The sequence below is a fragment of the Streptomyces sp. NPDC056160 genome, from assembly GCF_042268205.1.
Taxonomy (GTDB): Bacteria; Actinomycetota; Actinomycetes; order Streptomycetales; family Streptomycetaceae; genus Streptomyces.
Window position 1 is genome coordinate 1 of sequence record NZ_JBHJUW010000184.1, and the last position, 14162, is coordinate 14162.

The following is a 14162-nucleotide window of genomic DNA, read 5'->3' on the forward strand; positions in this document are numbered from 1 at the left end:
CGCACGGCCTGGGCGGGCGGCGGGGCCGGCGCGACCGGGCCGCCCGGCGGCAGCGCCGCCGTCCACGGTCACCGCCGCCGCGGCTCCCTGCGGTTCACCGAGGGGAGGGGCGCTCGGCAACAGCCCGGCTGTCCTGCCCCTCTCGTCCCCTCGCCGAGGCCCTGGGACCGTGCCCTCACCGGAACCCCAGCGCCTCGCCCACCGCGCTCCGGGCCGTGGGCAGCGCCGCGGCCCGGTCGGCCGGGACCAGCCCGATCCGCGTGCGCCGGTCGAGCAGATCGGCCTCGTCGAGCGCCCCCTCATGGCGCACGGCCCACACCAGTTCGGCGCGGGTGACCGGGTGGCCCTCCAGTACGGCTTCGCGCAGCGCCGGGTCGGCCGCGCCCAGGGCGTGCACGGCCGGTGCCTCGGTGCCGTAGCGGCACACCAGGCGGCGCGGCGCCGGGAGAGCGGCGAGAACGCGGGGCGAGGCGGCCCCGACGAGGGGGAGCGTGGCCGTCGGGGAAGGCCCCGCCGCCAGCCGGCGCGCGACCACGGCGGCGTCGACGGCGTCCTCGGCCATCCGGCGGTAGGTGGTGAGCTTGCCGCCGACCACGGTGATCACGCCCTCCGGCGAGGTGAGCACCGCGTGCCTGCGCGAGACGTCGGCGGTGCGGGGCGTCGCGCCGGACCCGTCCCCCGGGCCGGTGTCGAGGAGTGGCCGCAGCCCGGCGAAGGCCCCCACCACGTCCGCGCGGCCGACCGGCGCCTCCAGCGCGGAGCCGAGGACGTCCAGCAGGAAACCGATGTCCGCCTCCGGGACCTCGGGAACGTCCGGGATCCCACCGTCGACGGGCTCGTCGGTGAGCCCGACGTAGACCCGGCCGTCGCCCTGGGGCAGGACGAGGACGAAGCGGTTGGTCTCACCCGGCACCGGGATGTGCAGCCCGGCGGGCAGCGGACCCAGACGCTCGGCGCGCAGCACGAGGTGGGTGCCGCGGGAGGGCCGGATCCGGATGCCGTCGACCAGGCTGCCCGCCCACACGCCGGCGGCGTTGATCACGGCGCGGGCGCGTATCTCCCCTTCCTCGCCGCTGAGTTCGTCCCGTACGCGGGCGCCGGACGCGGTGAGTTCCAGGGCCCGCACACGGGTCAGGATCCGCGCCCCGCGCGCCGCCGCCGTACGGGCGACGGCGGTGACCAGACGGGCGTCGTCGCCGAGCCGCCCGTCCCAGGACAGCAGGCCGCCGCGGAGCCCGGTGGCGCGCAGCGCGGGCGCGAGGTGGCGGGTCTGAACGGCGGACATCCGGCGCGGCGCCGGAAGGGTGGCGCGGGCGGTGCGCGCGGCCAGGCGCAGGCCGTCGCCCGCGCGCAGGCCCGCCCAGGCCAGGGCGGCCTGGCCCCGGGACACCAAGGGCGTCAGCGGCAGGACGAACGGCTGGGCGCCGACCAGATGAGGCGCGGTGCGCTCCATCAGCACCCCGCGTTCCACCGCGCTCTCGTGGGCGACGTCGAGCTGCGCGGAGGCGAGGTAGCGCAGTCCGCCGTGCACGAGTTTGGAACTCCAGCGCGAGGTGCCGAAGGCCAGGTCGTGGGCGTCGATCGCGGCGACGGACAGCCCGCGGGCCGCGGCGTCCAGCGCCACGCCCGCGCCGGTGGCGCCCAGCCCCACCACCAGGACGTCCACGGCCGGACCGCCCACGGTCAGGGCCAGTTCGCGCGTCCGCCGGGCGGCACTGAGCGAGGAATCGGCAGGGGGGCCGGCCGCCCCGGCGGGTTGTGCGGGGCCGGTGCGGGAGCGGGCGGGGCTCATGGCGTCAGGGTCCTCTCCAGAAGGGTCCGCAGTTCCCCGAGGAACGCCTGCGCGCTCAGCTCGGGATCGTCCTCGTCGGTCATCGTGCGCAGCGACAGCGTGAAGGACTGGACGACCAGCAGCAGCGACCGCGCCTGCCGCGCGGGGTGGCCGCGGCGCACCGACCCGTCGGCGTGGCCCTCGCGCAGGGCGTCGGTGACCAGTTCGAGCAGCGCGTCCTGGCTGGCCCCCCGCCGGTCGAGCACGTAGGGGAGCAGCAACTCGGGGTCCACGTCGACGATCTTCCGGAAGAGGGGGTGCGCCCGGAACGCGGCCACCCCCGCCACCAGTCCGTCGACGATCAGGGTGCGGGTGGCCGTACCGGGCCGCGGCTCGGGCATCGCGCCGGTGGCCACGCCGATCCACTCGCGGGTCATCAGGTCGCCCACCAGGGAGCGGACGTCCGGCCAGCGCCGGTAGAGGGTCATCCGGGAGACCCCCGCGCGCCGGGCCACGTCCGTCAGGGTCGTACGACGCACCCCGACGGCCAGGACGCAGTCGCGCACGGCGTCGAGCACGGGATCACCGGACGGCGAGGCGGAACCCGCGGCCGAGGCACCCGCCGCTCCGGAGCCCGCCCCGGAACCCTCGCCGCCCGAGGCGTCCTTGCCGCTCCCGCTCCCGCTTCCGGTCCCGCTCTCCGAACCGTTGTGACGAATAGGCGTCATGTGTAACAGTGTAACGCCCCTTCGATCCGACCGGTGAGGAACAACCCATGGACATGCTGTGGAGCGGCTGGGGCGACCCGGCCGAGGCCGCACCGCTGCCCGCCCCGGTGACCGGGCTGCTGCGCGACCTGCTCGGCGTCCGGCCGGGCGCCGCCGCACCGGTCGCCCTGGAAGAGCTGAGCGTCCCCGACTCCCCGCTGACCGCCGCCGCCCACCGGGCCCTGGCAAAGGCCGTCGGCGGCGAGCCGTACGTCCGCACCGACGCCGAGGCGCGCATCCGCCACACCCGCGGCAAGTCCACCCCCGACCTGCTCCGGATCCGCGGCGGCGACCTCACCGACCTCCCGGCCGCCGTGGTGCTCCCCGCCGGTCACGACGAGGTGCTCGCCGTCCTGCGCGCCTGTGCCGCCCATGACCTGGCCCTCGTGCCCTTCGGTGGCGGCACGTCCGTCGTCGGCGGACTCGCCCCCGAGCACGGGGCGTCCGGCCCGCGCCCCTTCGTCGCGCTGGACCTGCGCCGCATGGACCGCCTGCTCGCCCTCGACCCCGTCTCGCGGACCGCCACCCTCCAGCCCGGCCTGCGCGCCCCGCACGCCGAGGCCCTGCTCGCCGAGCACGGCTTCACCCTCGGCCACTTCCCGCAGTCCTACGAGTGGGCCACCATCGGCGGGTTCGCCGCCGCCCGCTCCAGCGGCCAGGCCTCCGCGGGTTACGGCCGCTTCGACGAGATGGTGCTCGGCCTCACCCTCGCCACACCCGAGGGCACCCTGGAGACCGGTCGCGCCCCGCGCTCGGCCGCGGGACCCGACCTGCGCCAGCTCGTCCTCGGCTCCGAGGGCGCGTTCGGCGTCATCACCGCCGTGACCGTGCGCCTGCGCCCGCTGCCACGGACCCGTCTCTACGAAGGGTGGCGGTTCGCCTCCTTCGAGGAGGGCACGAACGCGCTGCGCCGGCTCGCCCAGGACGGCCCGCGGCCGACCGTGCTGCGGCTGTCCGACGAGACCGAGACACTGGTCGGCCTGGCCCAGCCGGACGCGATCGGCGCCTCGTTCGCCGAGGCGTCCGCCGGCTGCCAGGCCATCGCAGGCTTCGAGGGCACCGCCGAGGACGTCGCCCACCGCAGGGAGCGGGCCGCGGCCGTGCTGCGCGAGTGCGGCGGCACCCCGCTCGGCGAGGAACCGGGCGAGCGCTGGGCCCACGGCCGCTACTCGGCTCCGTACCTGCGCGACGCGCTCCTGGACGTGGGCGCCTTCGCGGAGACCCTGGAGACCGCCGCCTTCTGGTCGCGCGTGCCCGACCTCTACGCCGCCGTCCGCGACGCGCTCACCGCGGCGCTCACCGAGGCGGGCACCCCGCCGCTGGTCATGTGCCACATCTCGCACGTCTACGAGAACGGCGCCTCGCTCTACTTCACCGTGGTCAGCGCGCAGGGGAAGGACCCCGTGGCGCACTGGGCGCCCGCCAAGCGCGCCGCGGGCGAGGCGATCCTCGCGGCGGGCGGCACCATCAGCCACCACCACGGCGTGGGCACCGACCACCGCGACGCGTACGTCCGGGAGGCCGGACCGCTCGGCGTCGAGGCCCTGCGGGCCGTCAAGCGGCGCCTCGACCCGGCCGGTCTGCTCAACCCCGGCGTACTGCTGCCCCAGGACCCGCCCCCGGGTGCCTGACGCCCGGGCTCGCGTCCCCGGGACCCCAGGCCGACCGGCCCGTGGAGAAGCCCTCCCCGTCCCCGCTCTCCCCGCTCTCCCTCCCCGTCCGCGTCCTCACTCCGCCCGGAGGCCCATCGATGCGTCAGTTCACCGCCATCGTCAACCCGACCGCGGGCGGCTCCGCCGGCGCCGCGGCGCTGCTGCGGGTGGGCAGGCTGCTGAGGGAAGCGGGCGCCGGCCTCGAGACCGAGTACAGCCGCAGCCTCGCCCACGCCCGGGACCTCGCCCGGCGGGCCGGGGAGCGCGGCCGGGTGGTCCTCGCCGTCGGCGGCGACGGCATCGCGGGCGGCGTCGGCGGCGCGCTCAGCGGCACCGGGACCCTCTTCGGCCTGGTGCCGGCCGGCCGCGGCAACGACTTCGCCCGGGCGCTCGACCTGCCCGCCGACCCGGCCGGACTGGCCCGAGTGCTCCTCCACCACGCCCCGCACCGCGTCGACACCATCGAGGTGGAGTCGGCGGTCCACCCCCGTACCGTCGTCCTCGGCAGCGTGTACGCGGGCGTCGACGCGCTCGCCAACCGGCACGCCAACCAGGCCCGGCTGCTGCGCGGCGCCGCCTCGTACTACGCCGGGGGGCTGCGGGCCGTCGCCACTTGGCGCACCGCGACCTACCGCGTCACCGTCGACGGCGAGGAGCACATCCACCGCGGCTACACCGTGGTGGCCGCCAACTCCGCCTACTACGGTTCCGGCCGGATGATCGCGCCCGGCGCCCGCGTCGACGACGGCCTGCTCGACGTGGTCCTGATCCGTGCCGCTCCCCGGCGCCTCTTCTTCACGCTCATGAACGAGCTGAAGTCCGGCGGCCACACCGGGCGGCCCGAGGTCCGGATCCTGCGCGGCCGGGAGATCCGCGTCGAGGCCGACCGCGACATCCCCTACGGCGCCGACGGCGAGGTCGACGCGGCCCTCCCCGTCACGGCCCGGGTCCTGCCGGGCGCCCTGGCCGTGCTCTGCTGACCGGCGCGCCCCATACCCGAGCCCGTCATCGGTCCGTGCACGTCGACGACCAGTCCGTGGCCGACGCGCCCAACGCGCCGTCCGGCGGGGTGACGGCCTCCGGGGACGGGCGTTCCGGCGGCCGGTGGGGCATCGAGGCATTCTCGGACACCTGCCGGGTGACCATCGCCACCCAGCAGGCGCGCCAACCCTCCTGACGGCCCTTCCGGCGGTCCGGCTGCCGCCTGACGGGCCGCCGTCAGGCGCAGCCCCAGGCCGACATCCCCTGGAGGGCGGCGAGCCGCCTGGCCACGGCGATCTGCTCCCTGCGGCTGGCCAGGTCCGCCCGGCGCGCGTACTTCAGACCGCCGGCCGCGATCCAGCTGGACTGGGCGAACTGCAGTCCGCCGTAGTAGCCGTTGCCGGTGTTCGCCCGCCAGTTGCCGCTGGACTCGCACGCGGCGATGGCGTCCCAGTCGGCGGTGCGGGCGCCGGTCGGCGCCGCCGCGGCCGGGGGGCCGCCGGCCAGTGCGGCGGCGGTCACCGCGACCAGCAGTGCCCCGCGCAGTCCGCGACGACGAGGGTGCGGGACGGGGGCCCGGTCAAGGCTGACGGGGGCCCTGTCGATGTTCTGCTGCCAGTTCATGTGCAGACTGTTACATCATATGAACAGAAAGTAGTTAAATCCGGCCCGCGTGTCGTCCGGTACCACCCAAGAGGCTTCGCCACCCCTTGGCGCGCGGACCGGGCGGAGCAGGCGGGCAAGCCGGCCAGGGCGAAACGCCGTCGCGGTCCTTCCTGGTGACCGATGGAACGGACATCATGCCATGTCATGGACATTTTGCTCGTCGCGAGCGCGTTCAACAGCCTCACCCAGCGCGTCTACGCCGAACTCACCGACCACGGACACCGCGTGGACGTCGTCCTCGCCTCGCACGGCACCGACCCCGTCCGCGCCGCCGTGGCGCGCACCCGTCCGGAACTGATCATCGCGCCGATGCTGAAGACGGCACTGCCCGAGGACCTGTGGCGGGAGCACACCTGCCTCATCGTGCATCCGGGACCGCCGGGGGACCGCGGTCCGTCCTCCCTCGACTGGGCGATCATGGAGGAGGCCCCGCACTGGGGCGTCACCGTCCTGCGGGCCGAGGCCGCCATGGACGCCGGGGACATCTGGGCGTCGACGCCCTTCCGCACGGCGCGGACGGGCAAGAGCGACCTGTACCGCAACGAGGCCTCCGACGCGGCGGCGGCCGCCGTACTGCTGGCCGTACGGCGCTACGAGGAGGGTGCGTTCAAACCGCTGCCGCAGAACGACCCTTCGGTACGCGTGGTGTGGCGCGACCCGCTGCGCCAGGCCCGGCGGCGCATCGACTGGGCCGGGGACAGCACCGCCACCGTGCTGCGCAAGCTCCGCGCCGCCGACTCCCAGCCGGGCGTGCTCGACGAGATCCTCGGCCGCGAGGTCTTCCTGCACGGCGGCCACCCCGAGGACCGGCTGCGCGGGCGCCCCGGCGACCTGCTCGCCACCCGGGCCGGAGCGGTGTGCCGGGCCACCGCGGACGGCGCCGTGTGGATCCCGGAACTCAGACCCCGCAAGAACTCCGGCGACCCCGCGCCCTTCAAACGCCCGGCCGCCGCCGTGCTCGGCCCGGGCGCGCCCCGGGAGGAGCCCGTCCCGCTCGAACTGCCCGCCGGACGCGACACCTGGAGCGACATCCGCTACCGGCAGCAGGGCGACACCGGCTTCCTGAGCTTCTCCTTCCCCGGCGGGGCCATGAGCACCGACCACTGCCGGCGCCTGCTCGCCGCCTACCGCCACGCCCTGACCCGCCCGACCTCCGTCCTGGTCCTCGGCGGCGCCCGCGACTTCTTCTCCAACGGCATCCACCTGAACGTCATCGAGGCCGCCCCCGACCCGGGCGCCGAGTCCTGGGCCAACCTCAACGCCATGAACGACCTGGTCGAGGCCGTACTGCGGACCACCGACCGGCTGGTCGTCGCCGCGCTCGGCGGCAACGCCGCGGCCGGCGGCGTCATGCTCGCGCTCGCCGCCGACGAGGTCTGGTGCCGCACCGGAACCGTCCTCAACCCGCACTACCGCCGCATGGGCCTGTACGGCTCGGAGTACTGGACCTACAGCCTGCCGCGCCGCGTCGGCGAGCGGACCGCCGGGCAACTGACCACCGACGCCCTGCCGGTGAGCGCCGCCACCGCCCACCGCCTCGGCCTGGTGGACCGTCTCGTCCCGGCCCGCGCGGCCGAGTTCGCCACCGAGGTGGACCGTCTCGCGGCGGAACTGGCCGGCACGGCCGCCCTGGGCGGGCGGATCGCCGCCAAGGCGGCGGCGCGCGCCCGCGACGAGTCGGTACGGCCCCTGGGCGAGCACCGTCGCGCCGAACTCGCCCGCATGCACGCCATCTTCTTCGACCCCGCGGCCTCCTACCACGCCCTGCGCTCGGCGTTCGTCCGCAAGACGCCCTCCGGCACCGCCCACCCCCTCGCCCCGGCCGCCGACCCGTTCGGCGGGAGCACGCGATGACCGCGCCGCCCCCGGCCCGGCTGCTGATCGCGGGCGTCGGCAACATCTTCCTCGCCGACGACGCCTTCGGCCCCGAAGTGCTGCGCGCCCTGGCCGCCCGGCCCCTGCCGGACGGCGTGCGGGCGCGGGACTTCGGCATCCGCGGCCTCGACCTCGCCTACGCGCTCCTGGACGGCTACGACACCGCCGTCCTCGTCGACGCCGCCCCGCGCGGACACCGGCCCGGCACGCTGTCCCTCATCGAGCCCGACCCGCCCGAGCGCACCACGGACGGCGTCCCGCCCGAGGCGCACGGCATGGACCCGGCCAGGGTGCTCGCCCTGGCCGCCCACCTGGGCGACGGGCCGCTTCCCCGCGTCCTCGTACTCGCCTGCGAGCCCGCGGCCAGGACCGGCACCGACGCGGACATCGCGCCCGGACTCAGCGACCCCGTGCGCCGGGCGGTCGGCCCCGCGGTGGACGCCCTGCGCACCCTCGCCCCCCTCCTGCTCGACGACCCCGCCGCCACCCCGCTGTTGAGCCGCCCGGACCAATCCGGGACACCGTGCACGGCCGCGCTGCCGCACCTGACGGCCGACGGCGTCCACGATCGGTGAGGCGCCGGTCGCTGTGCGCGAGCGGCCCCCTCCTGAACCCACCGTGAGGAGAACCGCCATGTGCCGGTCCGTCGACGTCGAGCAGGCCGTCCTCTCCAAGAACGGCCACCTGGCCCGCGACCTGCGCGAGGACCTCGCCCGGCGGGGCGTGAGCGCGGTGAACCTGCTGTCCAGCCCCGGCAGCGGCAAGACCGAACTCCTCGGCCGGGTGCTGGCCCGCGCGGTCGCCCTCGACATCCCGGTGGCCGCGCTGACGGCGGACCTGGCGACCGAGAACGACGCCCGCCGCCTCGCCCGTTCCGGCGCGCCCGTCCAACAGGTGCTCACCGACGGCCTCTGCCACCTCGAAGCCCGCCAGGTGCGCAGCCGGCTCACGGGCTGGCTGCCCGCACGGACCGCGGTGCTGTTCGTCGAGAACGTCGGCAACCTCGTCTGCCCGGCCTCCTACGACCTCGGCGAGACCCTGCGGATCGTGCTGATGGCGGTGACCGAGGGCGAGGACAAACCGCTGAAGTACCCCACCGCCTTCGGCTCCGCCCACCTGGTCGTCCTGACCAAGACGGACCTGGCCGGGCCGGCCGGCTTCGACGAGGCCGCCTTCCGCGCGAACGTGCAGCAGGTCAACCCCGGGGTGGAGATCGTACGCACCTGTGCGCGCACCGGTGACGGCGTCGACACCGTACTGGAACGCGCGCTCGCCGTCCGCGACCAGGCCCCACCGCACCGCCCGCCCCTCGCACCGCACCCGCACAGCCACACCCACGACGACGAACACGGACAGCACGACCACCCGCACGGGCACGACGGCCACTCGCACGGGCACGACGACCACGCCCAGGCCCCGGACCGCTCCGGTGGGCACGCCCGCCCCCGGCCGGCGACCACACCGGCCTCATGACCGCACCCGCCACCGGCACGGTGCGCCGCCGGCTCACCGTGCGCGGCACGGTGCAGGGCGTGGGCTTCCGTCCGTACGTGCACCGCCTCGCCGCCGACCTGGCGCTGGCCGGGTTCGTGAGCAACACCGCGGGCGGCGTGCTGATCGAGGTCGAGGGACCGGCGGACGGCGTGGGCCGGTTCTGCGAACGGCTGGCCGCGCAGCCCCCGCCGCTCGCCGCCGTGACCGGCATCGGCCACGAGGACCTCCCCGCCACCGGCGCCACCCACCCGTTCACCATCCGCCCCACCGAGCAGGCCGCAGGCCGCACCCAGCTCCCGCCCGACACCGCGACCTGCGCCGACTGCCTGCGCGAACTGGCCGACCCGGCCGACCGCCGCCACCGGCACCCCTTCATCACCTGCACCCACTGCGGTCCCCGCTTCACCGTCGCCACCGCGATGCCCTACGACCGCGCCGCCACCACCATGGCCGGCTTCCCGCTGTGCCCCGCCTGCGCGCGGGAGTACGCCGACCCCGCCGACCGGCGCTTCCACGCCCAGCCCGTCGCCTGCAACGACTGCGGGCCCCGGCTGCGCCTGGTGCCCGCCGACGGCGGCGGCCCGCGCCCGGCGCGGGACGCCGAGGCACTGGCCGGCGCCCGGACCCTGCTCGCCGCCGGGCGGATCGTCGCCGTCAAGGGCGTCGGCGGCTACCACCTGGCCTGCGACGCCACCGACGCGCACGCCGTCGCCACCCTGCGCGCCCGCAAGGAACGCGGCGGCAAGGCGTTCGCGGTGATGTGCGCGGACCTGGCCACCGCTGAGCGGATCGCCGCCCCGACCGACCGGGAACGGGCCGTCCTCACCGGCCCCCTCCGTCCCATCGTCCTGCTGCGCCGGCGCGCCCGCCCCGACGGGCTGCGCCTGGCCGACGCCGTGTGCCCCGGCAGCCCGCACGTCGGCGTGATGCTGCCCTACACCCCCGTGCACTCGCTGCTGTTCGGCCTGCCGGGGGACCCGCCCGGCCCCCGCGCCCTGGTCATGACCAGTGGCAACCGTTCCGGCGAACCCATCGTCACGGACGACGGGGAGGCGCTGACCCGGCTGGCCGGACTGGCCGACGCCTGGCTCGTGCACGACCGGCCCATCGCCTCCCCGTGCGACGACTCGCTCCTGCGGGTCCGCCCCGACGGCACCGAGCAGGTGCTGCGCCGCTCCCGCGGCCACGTGCCCCGCCCGCTCGCGCTGCCCGTCCCCGTACGTCCCGCGCTCGCGGTGGGCGGCGACCTGAAGAACGCCCTCTGCGTCGGCGAGGGCGACCAGGCCTGGTTCGGCCCGCACATCGGCGACATGGGCGACCTGGCCACCCTGCGCGCCGCCCGCGAGGCCGAGCGGCACCTGCTCGACCTGACCGGCGTCACCCCCGCGCTCGTCGCCGCCGACCGGCACCCCGGCTACCACTCCGCGCGCCAGGCCCGGCGCCGCGCCGCCCGACTCGGCTCGTCGGGACCGGTGTTCGTCCAGCACCATCACGCGCACATCGCCTCGGCGATGGCCGAGCACGGCCTGGACGGTACGAGGCCGGTGATCGGCGTCGCCTTCGACGGCACCGGCTACGGCGACGACGGCACCGTCTGGGGCGGCGAGTTCCTGCTCGCCGACTACGCGGGCTACCGGCGCTTCGCCCACCTGACCCCCGCCCCGCTGCCCGGCGGTGACGCGGGCGTCGCCAACCCGTGCCGCCTGGCGCTCGCCCGGCTGTGGGCCGCGGGGCTGCCGTGGGAGCCCGGCCTGCCCAGCGTCGCCGCCTGCACGGACGAGGAAGTGACCGTACTGCGGCGGCAGTTGGAACGCGCCCTGGCCTGTGTACCCACCTCCAGCATGGGCCGCCTCTTCGACGCCGTGTCCTCCCTGGCGGGCGTCTGCCACCGCGCGGCCCACGAGGCCCAGGCCGCCCTGGAACTGGAGGCGGCGGCCACCGAGGCCCACGACGCGGAGGCGGTGGCGTACCCCTTCGGGCTGACCGCCGGACCGGGGCCCGTGGGCTGCGATCCGGCGCCCATGCTGGAGGCGCTCCTGGCCGACCGGCGGCGCGGCACCCCGGCGCCGGTGCTCGCGGCGCGTTTCCACCGGGGGGCGGCGCGGGCCGTCGCCCGGATCTGCCGGCGCGCCCGCCGCGCCACCGGCCTGACCACCGTCGTCCTCACCGGCGGCGTCTTCGCCAACGGGCTGCTGGAGGAGGAGTGCGCCGTACTGCTGGCCGACGACGGTTTCACGGTCCTGCGGCACGGCGAGGTCCCGCCGAACGACGGCGGACTGGCCCTCGGGCAGCTCGTGATCGCCGGGCGGCTCTCAGACAGCGACGAGACGGAGTGACCCATGTGCTTGGCAGTGCCCGGCAAGGTCGTGTCCATCGACCACCGTGCCGACCCGCTCACCGGACTGGTCGACTTCGGCGGGGTGAGCAAACAGGTGTGCCTGGAGTACCTGCCCGACCTGCGGGTGGGGGAGTACGTCATCGTCCACGTCGGCTTCGCCCTGCAACGGCTGGACGAGGAGTCGGCCCGGGCGTCCCTGGAGCTGTTCGAACAACTGGGGCTGCTGGAGGAGGAGTTCGGCGACGCCTGGGAGCAGGCGGCGCAGCAGGCCGGACGCCCGGCCCCGCCCGCCCTGGCGGCCCCGGCGGCGCGCGACGAGAGCGGGAGTGAGGCCCGATGAAGTACATCGACGAGTTCAACGACCCGGCCCTGGCCCGCCGGCTGCTGGACGAGATCCGCTCGGCGGTCACCCGGCCCTGGGCGCTGATGGAGGTCTGCGGCGGCCAGACGCACTCCATCATCCGGCACGGCATCGACCAACTGCTCCCACAAGAGGTGGAATTGATCCACGGGCCGGGATGCCCGGTGTGCGTGACCCCGCTCGAGGTCATCGACAAGGCGCTGGACATCGCCGCTCGCCCCGAGGTGATCTTCTGCTCCTTCGGGGACATGCTGCGGGTGCCCGGCACCGACCGGGACCTGTTCCGCGTCAAGGGCGAGGGCGGTGACGTACGGGTGGTGTACTCGCCGCTCGACGCGCTCCGGCTCGCCCGGCAGCACCCGGACCGGCAGGTGGTGTTCTTCGCCATCGGCTTCGAGACGACCGCTCCCGCCAACGCCATGGCCGTGCACCAGGCCCGTCGCCTCGGCCTGGACAACTTCAGCCTGCTCGTCTCCCACGTCCGGGTCCCCCCGGCCATCGACGCGATCATGACGGCTCCGGCCTGCCGGGTGCAGGGCTTCCTCGCCGCCGGGCACGTGTGCAGCGTCATGGGCACCGACGAGTACCCGGAGCTGGCCGAACGGCACCGCGTCCCCATCGTGGTCACCGGCTTCGAACCCCTGGACATCCTGGAGGGCATCCGGCGCACCGTCCACCAACTGGAGCGCGGCGAGCACCGGGTGGACAACGCCTACCCGCGCGCGGTGCGCGAGAGCGGCAACCCGGCCGCCCTGCGGATGCTCCAGGAGGTCTTCGAGGTCGCCGACCGCTCCTGGCGCGGCATCGGCCGCATCCCCGCCAGCGGCTGGCGGCTGTCGGACGCCTACCGCGCCTACGACGCCGAGCACCGCTTCGACGTCACCGGCATCCGCACCGAGGAACCCGCCGTGTGCCGCGCCGGCGAGGTGCTGCAGGGGCTGATCAAACCCACCGAGTGCGCCGCGTTCGGCACCGCCTGCACCCCGCGCACCCCGCTGGGCGCCACCATGGTCTCCAGCGAGGGCGCCTGCGCGGCCTACTACCTGTACCGCCGGATGAACGGCCCCACCCCCCAGGGATCGCCCGCCCCGCAGGAGGAGTTGAACACCGTTGGCTGACCTCGCGAGCCCGGACGCGGCCGTCGACCCCGCGAACTGGACCTGCCCCGCCCCCCTGCGCGACCAGCCCGTCGTGGTGATGGGCCACGGCGGGGGCGGCGCCCTGTCCGCGGAACTGATCCAGGACGTCTTCGCCCCGGCCTACGGCAACCCCACCCTCGCCGCCATGGGCGACTCGGCGGTCCTCCACCTCGGCGGTGCGCGCCTGGCGTTCTCCACCGACTCCTACGTCGTGCGGCCGCTGTTCTTCCCCGGCGGCAGCCTCGGCGACCTGGCCGTCAACGGCACCGTCAACGACCTGGCGATGAGCGGCGCCCGCCCCGCCTACCTGTCGGCGGCGTTCGTCCTGGAGGAGGGGGTCGAACTGGCCGTCGTCGACCGGATCGCCCGCGCCATGGGCGCCGCGGCCGAGACGGCAGGCGTCACCATCGCCACCGGCGACACCAAGGTGGTGGAGGCCGGGCACGGCGACGGCGTGTACGTCACCACGGCGGGGGTCGGACTGGTGCCCGAGGGCGTGGACATCCGGCCGCAGCGCGCCCGGCCGGGCGACGCGGTCCTCGTCAGCGGCCCGATCGGCCTGCACGGCGTGGCGATCATGAGCGTCCGGGAGGGTCTGGAGTTCGGCGTCGAGATCGCCAGCGACACCGCGCCCCTGGCGGACCTGGTCGCGGCCATGCTGGCCGTCACCCCCGACGTGCACGTGCTGCGCGACCCCACCCGCGGCGGTCTCGGCGCCACCCTCAACGAGATCGCCCGCGCCTCCGGCACCGGTGTCCGGCTGAGCGAGCGGGCCCTGCCCGTCCCCGACGCGGTCGCCAACGCCTGCGGATTCCTGGGCCTGGACCCGCTGTACGTCGCCAACGAGGGCAGGCTGGTCGCCTTCGTACCGGCCGCGGAGGCCGAGGCGGTCCTGGCGGCGATGCGCGCCCACCCGCAGGGCACCGGTGCCGCGCACATCGGGGAGTGCGTCGTCGAACACCCCGGCATGGTCGTCGTCTCCACCGGACTCGGCGGCACCCGGGTCGTCGACCTGCCGCTGGGGGAACAACTGCCCCGCATCTGCTGACCCGCCCCGACGACGGCGGCCCCCCCGGGGACCCCGCCCCCACCGGGCCCCCGCCCCGTGGGAAAACCCG

General features: G+C 75.9%; 12 protein-coding genes and 1 pseudogene. 10 read left to right on the forward strand and 3 right to left on the reverse strand.

All coding sequences use genetic code 11. The features are described 5' to 3' along the window. Positions 1 to 175 precede the first annotated feature (175 nt). Positions 176 to 1792: a glycerol-3-phosphate dehydrogenase/oxidase gene (locus ACFC02_RS38045; protein ID WP_376366865.1), complete on the reverse strand. Its 1617-nt coding sequence runs from the start codon at positions 1790 to 1792 to the stop codon at positions 176 to 178. Next, positions 1789 to 2349: a TetR/AcrR family transcriptional regulator gene (locus ACFC02_RS38050; RefSeq protein WP_376366876.1), complete on the reverse strand. Its 561-nt coding sequence runs from the start codon at positions 2347 to 2349 to the stop codon at positions 1789 to 1791. The genes ACFC02_RS38045 and ACFC02_RS38050 overlap by 4 nt, the downstream gene beginning before the upstream one ends. 197 nt (positions 2350 to 2546) lie before the next feature. On the opposite strand from ACFC02_RS38050, the gene ACFC02_RS38055 reads away from it, so the two are divergent. From ACFC02_RS38055 to ACFC02_RS38065, 3 genes and pseudogenes are all read left to right on the forward strand, one after another. Next, positions 2547 to 4169 carry an FAD-binding oxidoreductase gene (locus ACFC02_RS38055; protein WP_376366866.1) on the forward strand — a complete coding sequence of 541 codons (1623 nt, stop codon included), beginning with the start codon at positions 2547 to 2549 and terminating at the stop codon, positions 4167 to 4169. Between the two features lie 119 nt (positions 4170 to 4288). Further along, the gene (locus ACFC02_RS38060; RefSeq protein WP_376366867.1) at positions 4289 to 5170 is read left to right on the forward strand and encodes a diacylglycerol kinase family protein; all 882 of its coding nucleotides are present in this window, start codon (positions 4289 to 4291) and stop codon (positions 5168 to 5170) included. Between the two features lie 17 nt (positions 5171 to 5187). Then, a pseudogene (locus tag ACFC02_RS38065) lies at positions 5188 to 5367 on the forward strand (salicylaldehyde dehydrogenase); the annotation flags it as partial. Between the two features lie 41 nt (positions 5368 to 5408). Here ACFC02_RS38065 and ACFC02_RS38070 read toward each other — a convergent pair. Further along, entirely contained in the window at positions 5409 to 5795 is a 387-nt protein-coding gene (locus tag ACFC02_RS38070; RefSeq protein WP_376366868.1) for a transglycosylase family protein, read from the reverse strand. Between the two features lie 186 nt (positions 5796 to 5981). Between ACFC02_RS38070 and ACFC02_RS38075 the strand changes: the two genes are divergently transcribed. From ACFC02_RS38075 to hypE, 7 genes are read left to right on the forward strand one after another with little or no spacing between them, the layout of a single operon-like run. Next, positions 5982 to 7691, forward strand: a complete 1710-nt coding sequence (locus ACFC02_RS38075) for a hydrogenase maturation protein (protein WP_376366869.1) — start codon at positions 5982 to 5984, stop codon at positions 7689 to 7691. Beyond that, positions 7688 to 8287 carry a hydrogenase maturation protease gene (locus ACFC02_RS38080; protein ID WP_376366870.1) on the forward strand — a complete coding sequence of 200 codons (600 nt, stop codon included), beginning with the start codon at positions 7688 to 7690 and terminating at the stop codon, positions 8285 to 8287. Before ACFC02_RS38075 ends, ACFC02_RS38080 begins: the two co-directional genes overlap by 4 nt. A 58-nt stretch (positions 8288 to 8345) precedes the next feature. After that, a complete protein-coding gene (hypB, locus tag ACFC02_RS38085) occupies positions 8346 to 9185 on the forward strand; it encodes a hydrogenase nickel incorporation protein HypB (protein ID WP_376366871.1) in 840 nt (279 codons plus the stop codon). Further along, a complete protein-coding gene (hypF, locus tag ACFC02_RS38090; protein ID WP_376366872.1) occupies positions 9182 to 11542 on the forward strand; it encodes a carbamoyltransferase HypF in 2361 nt (786 codons plus the stop codon). The genes hypB and hypF overlap by 4 nt, the downstream gene beginning before the upstream one ends. Before the next feature lie 3 nt (positions 11543 to 11545). Continuing rightward, positions 11546 to 11884 carry a HypC/HybG/HupF family hydrogenase formation chaperone gene (locus tag ACFC02_RS38095; protein ID WP_376366873.1) on the forward strand — a complete coding sequence of 113 codons (339 nt, stop codon included), beginning with the start codon at positions 11546 to 11548 and terminating at the stop codon, positions 11882 to 11884. Beyond that, positions 11881 to 13023 (forward strand): hydrogenase formation protein HypD, encoded by a 1143-nt coding sequence (gene hypD / locus ACFC02_RS38100; RefSeq protein ID WP_376366874.1) that lies wholly within the window; start codon positions 11881 to 11883, stop codon positions 13021 to 13023. Before ACFC02_RS38095 ends, hypD begins: the two co-directional genes overlap by 4 nt. Further along, entirely contained in the window at positions 13016 to 14092 is a 1077-nt protein-coding gene (gene hypE / locus ACFC02_RS38105; RefSeq protein WP_376366875.1) for a hydrogenase expression/formation protein HypE, read from the forward strand. The genes hypD and hypE overlap by 8 nt, the downstream gene beginning before the upstream one ends. Positions 14093 to 14162: the final 70 nt, after the last annotated feature.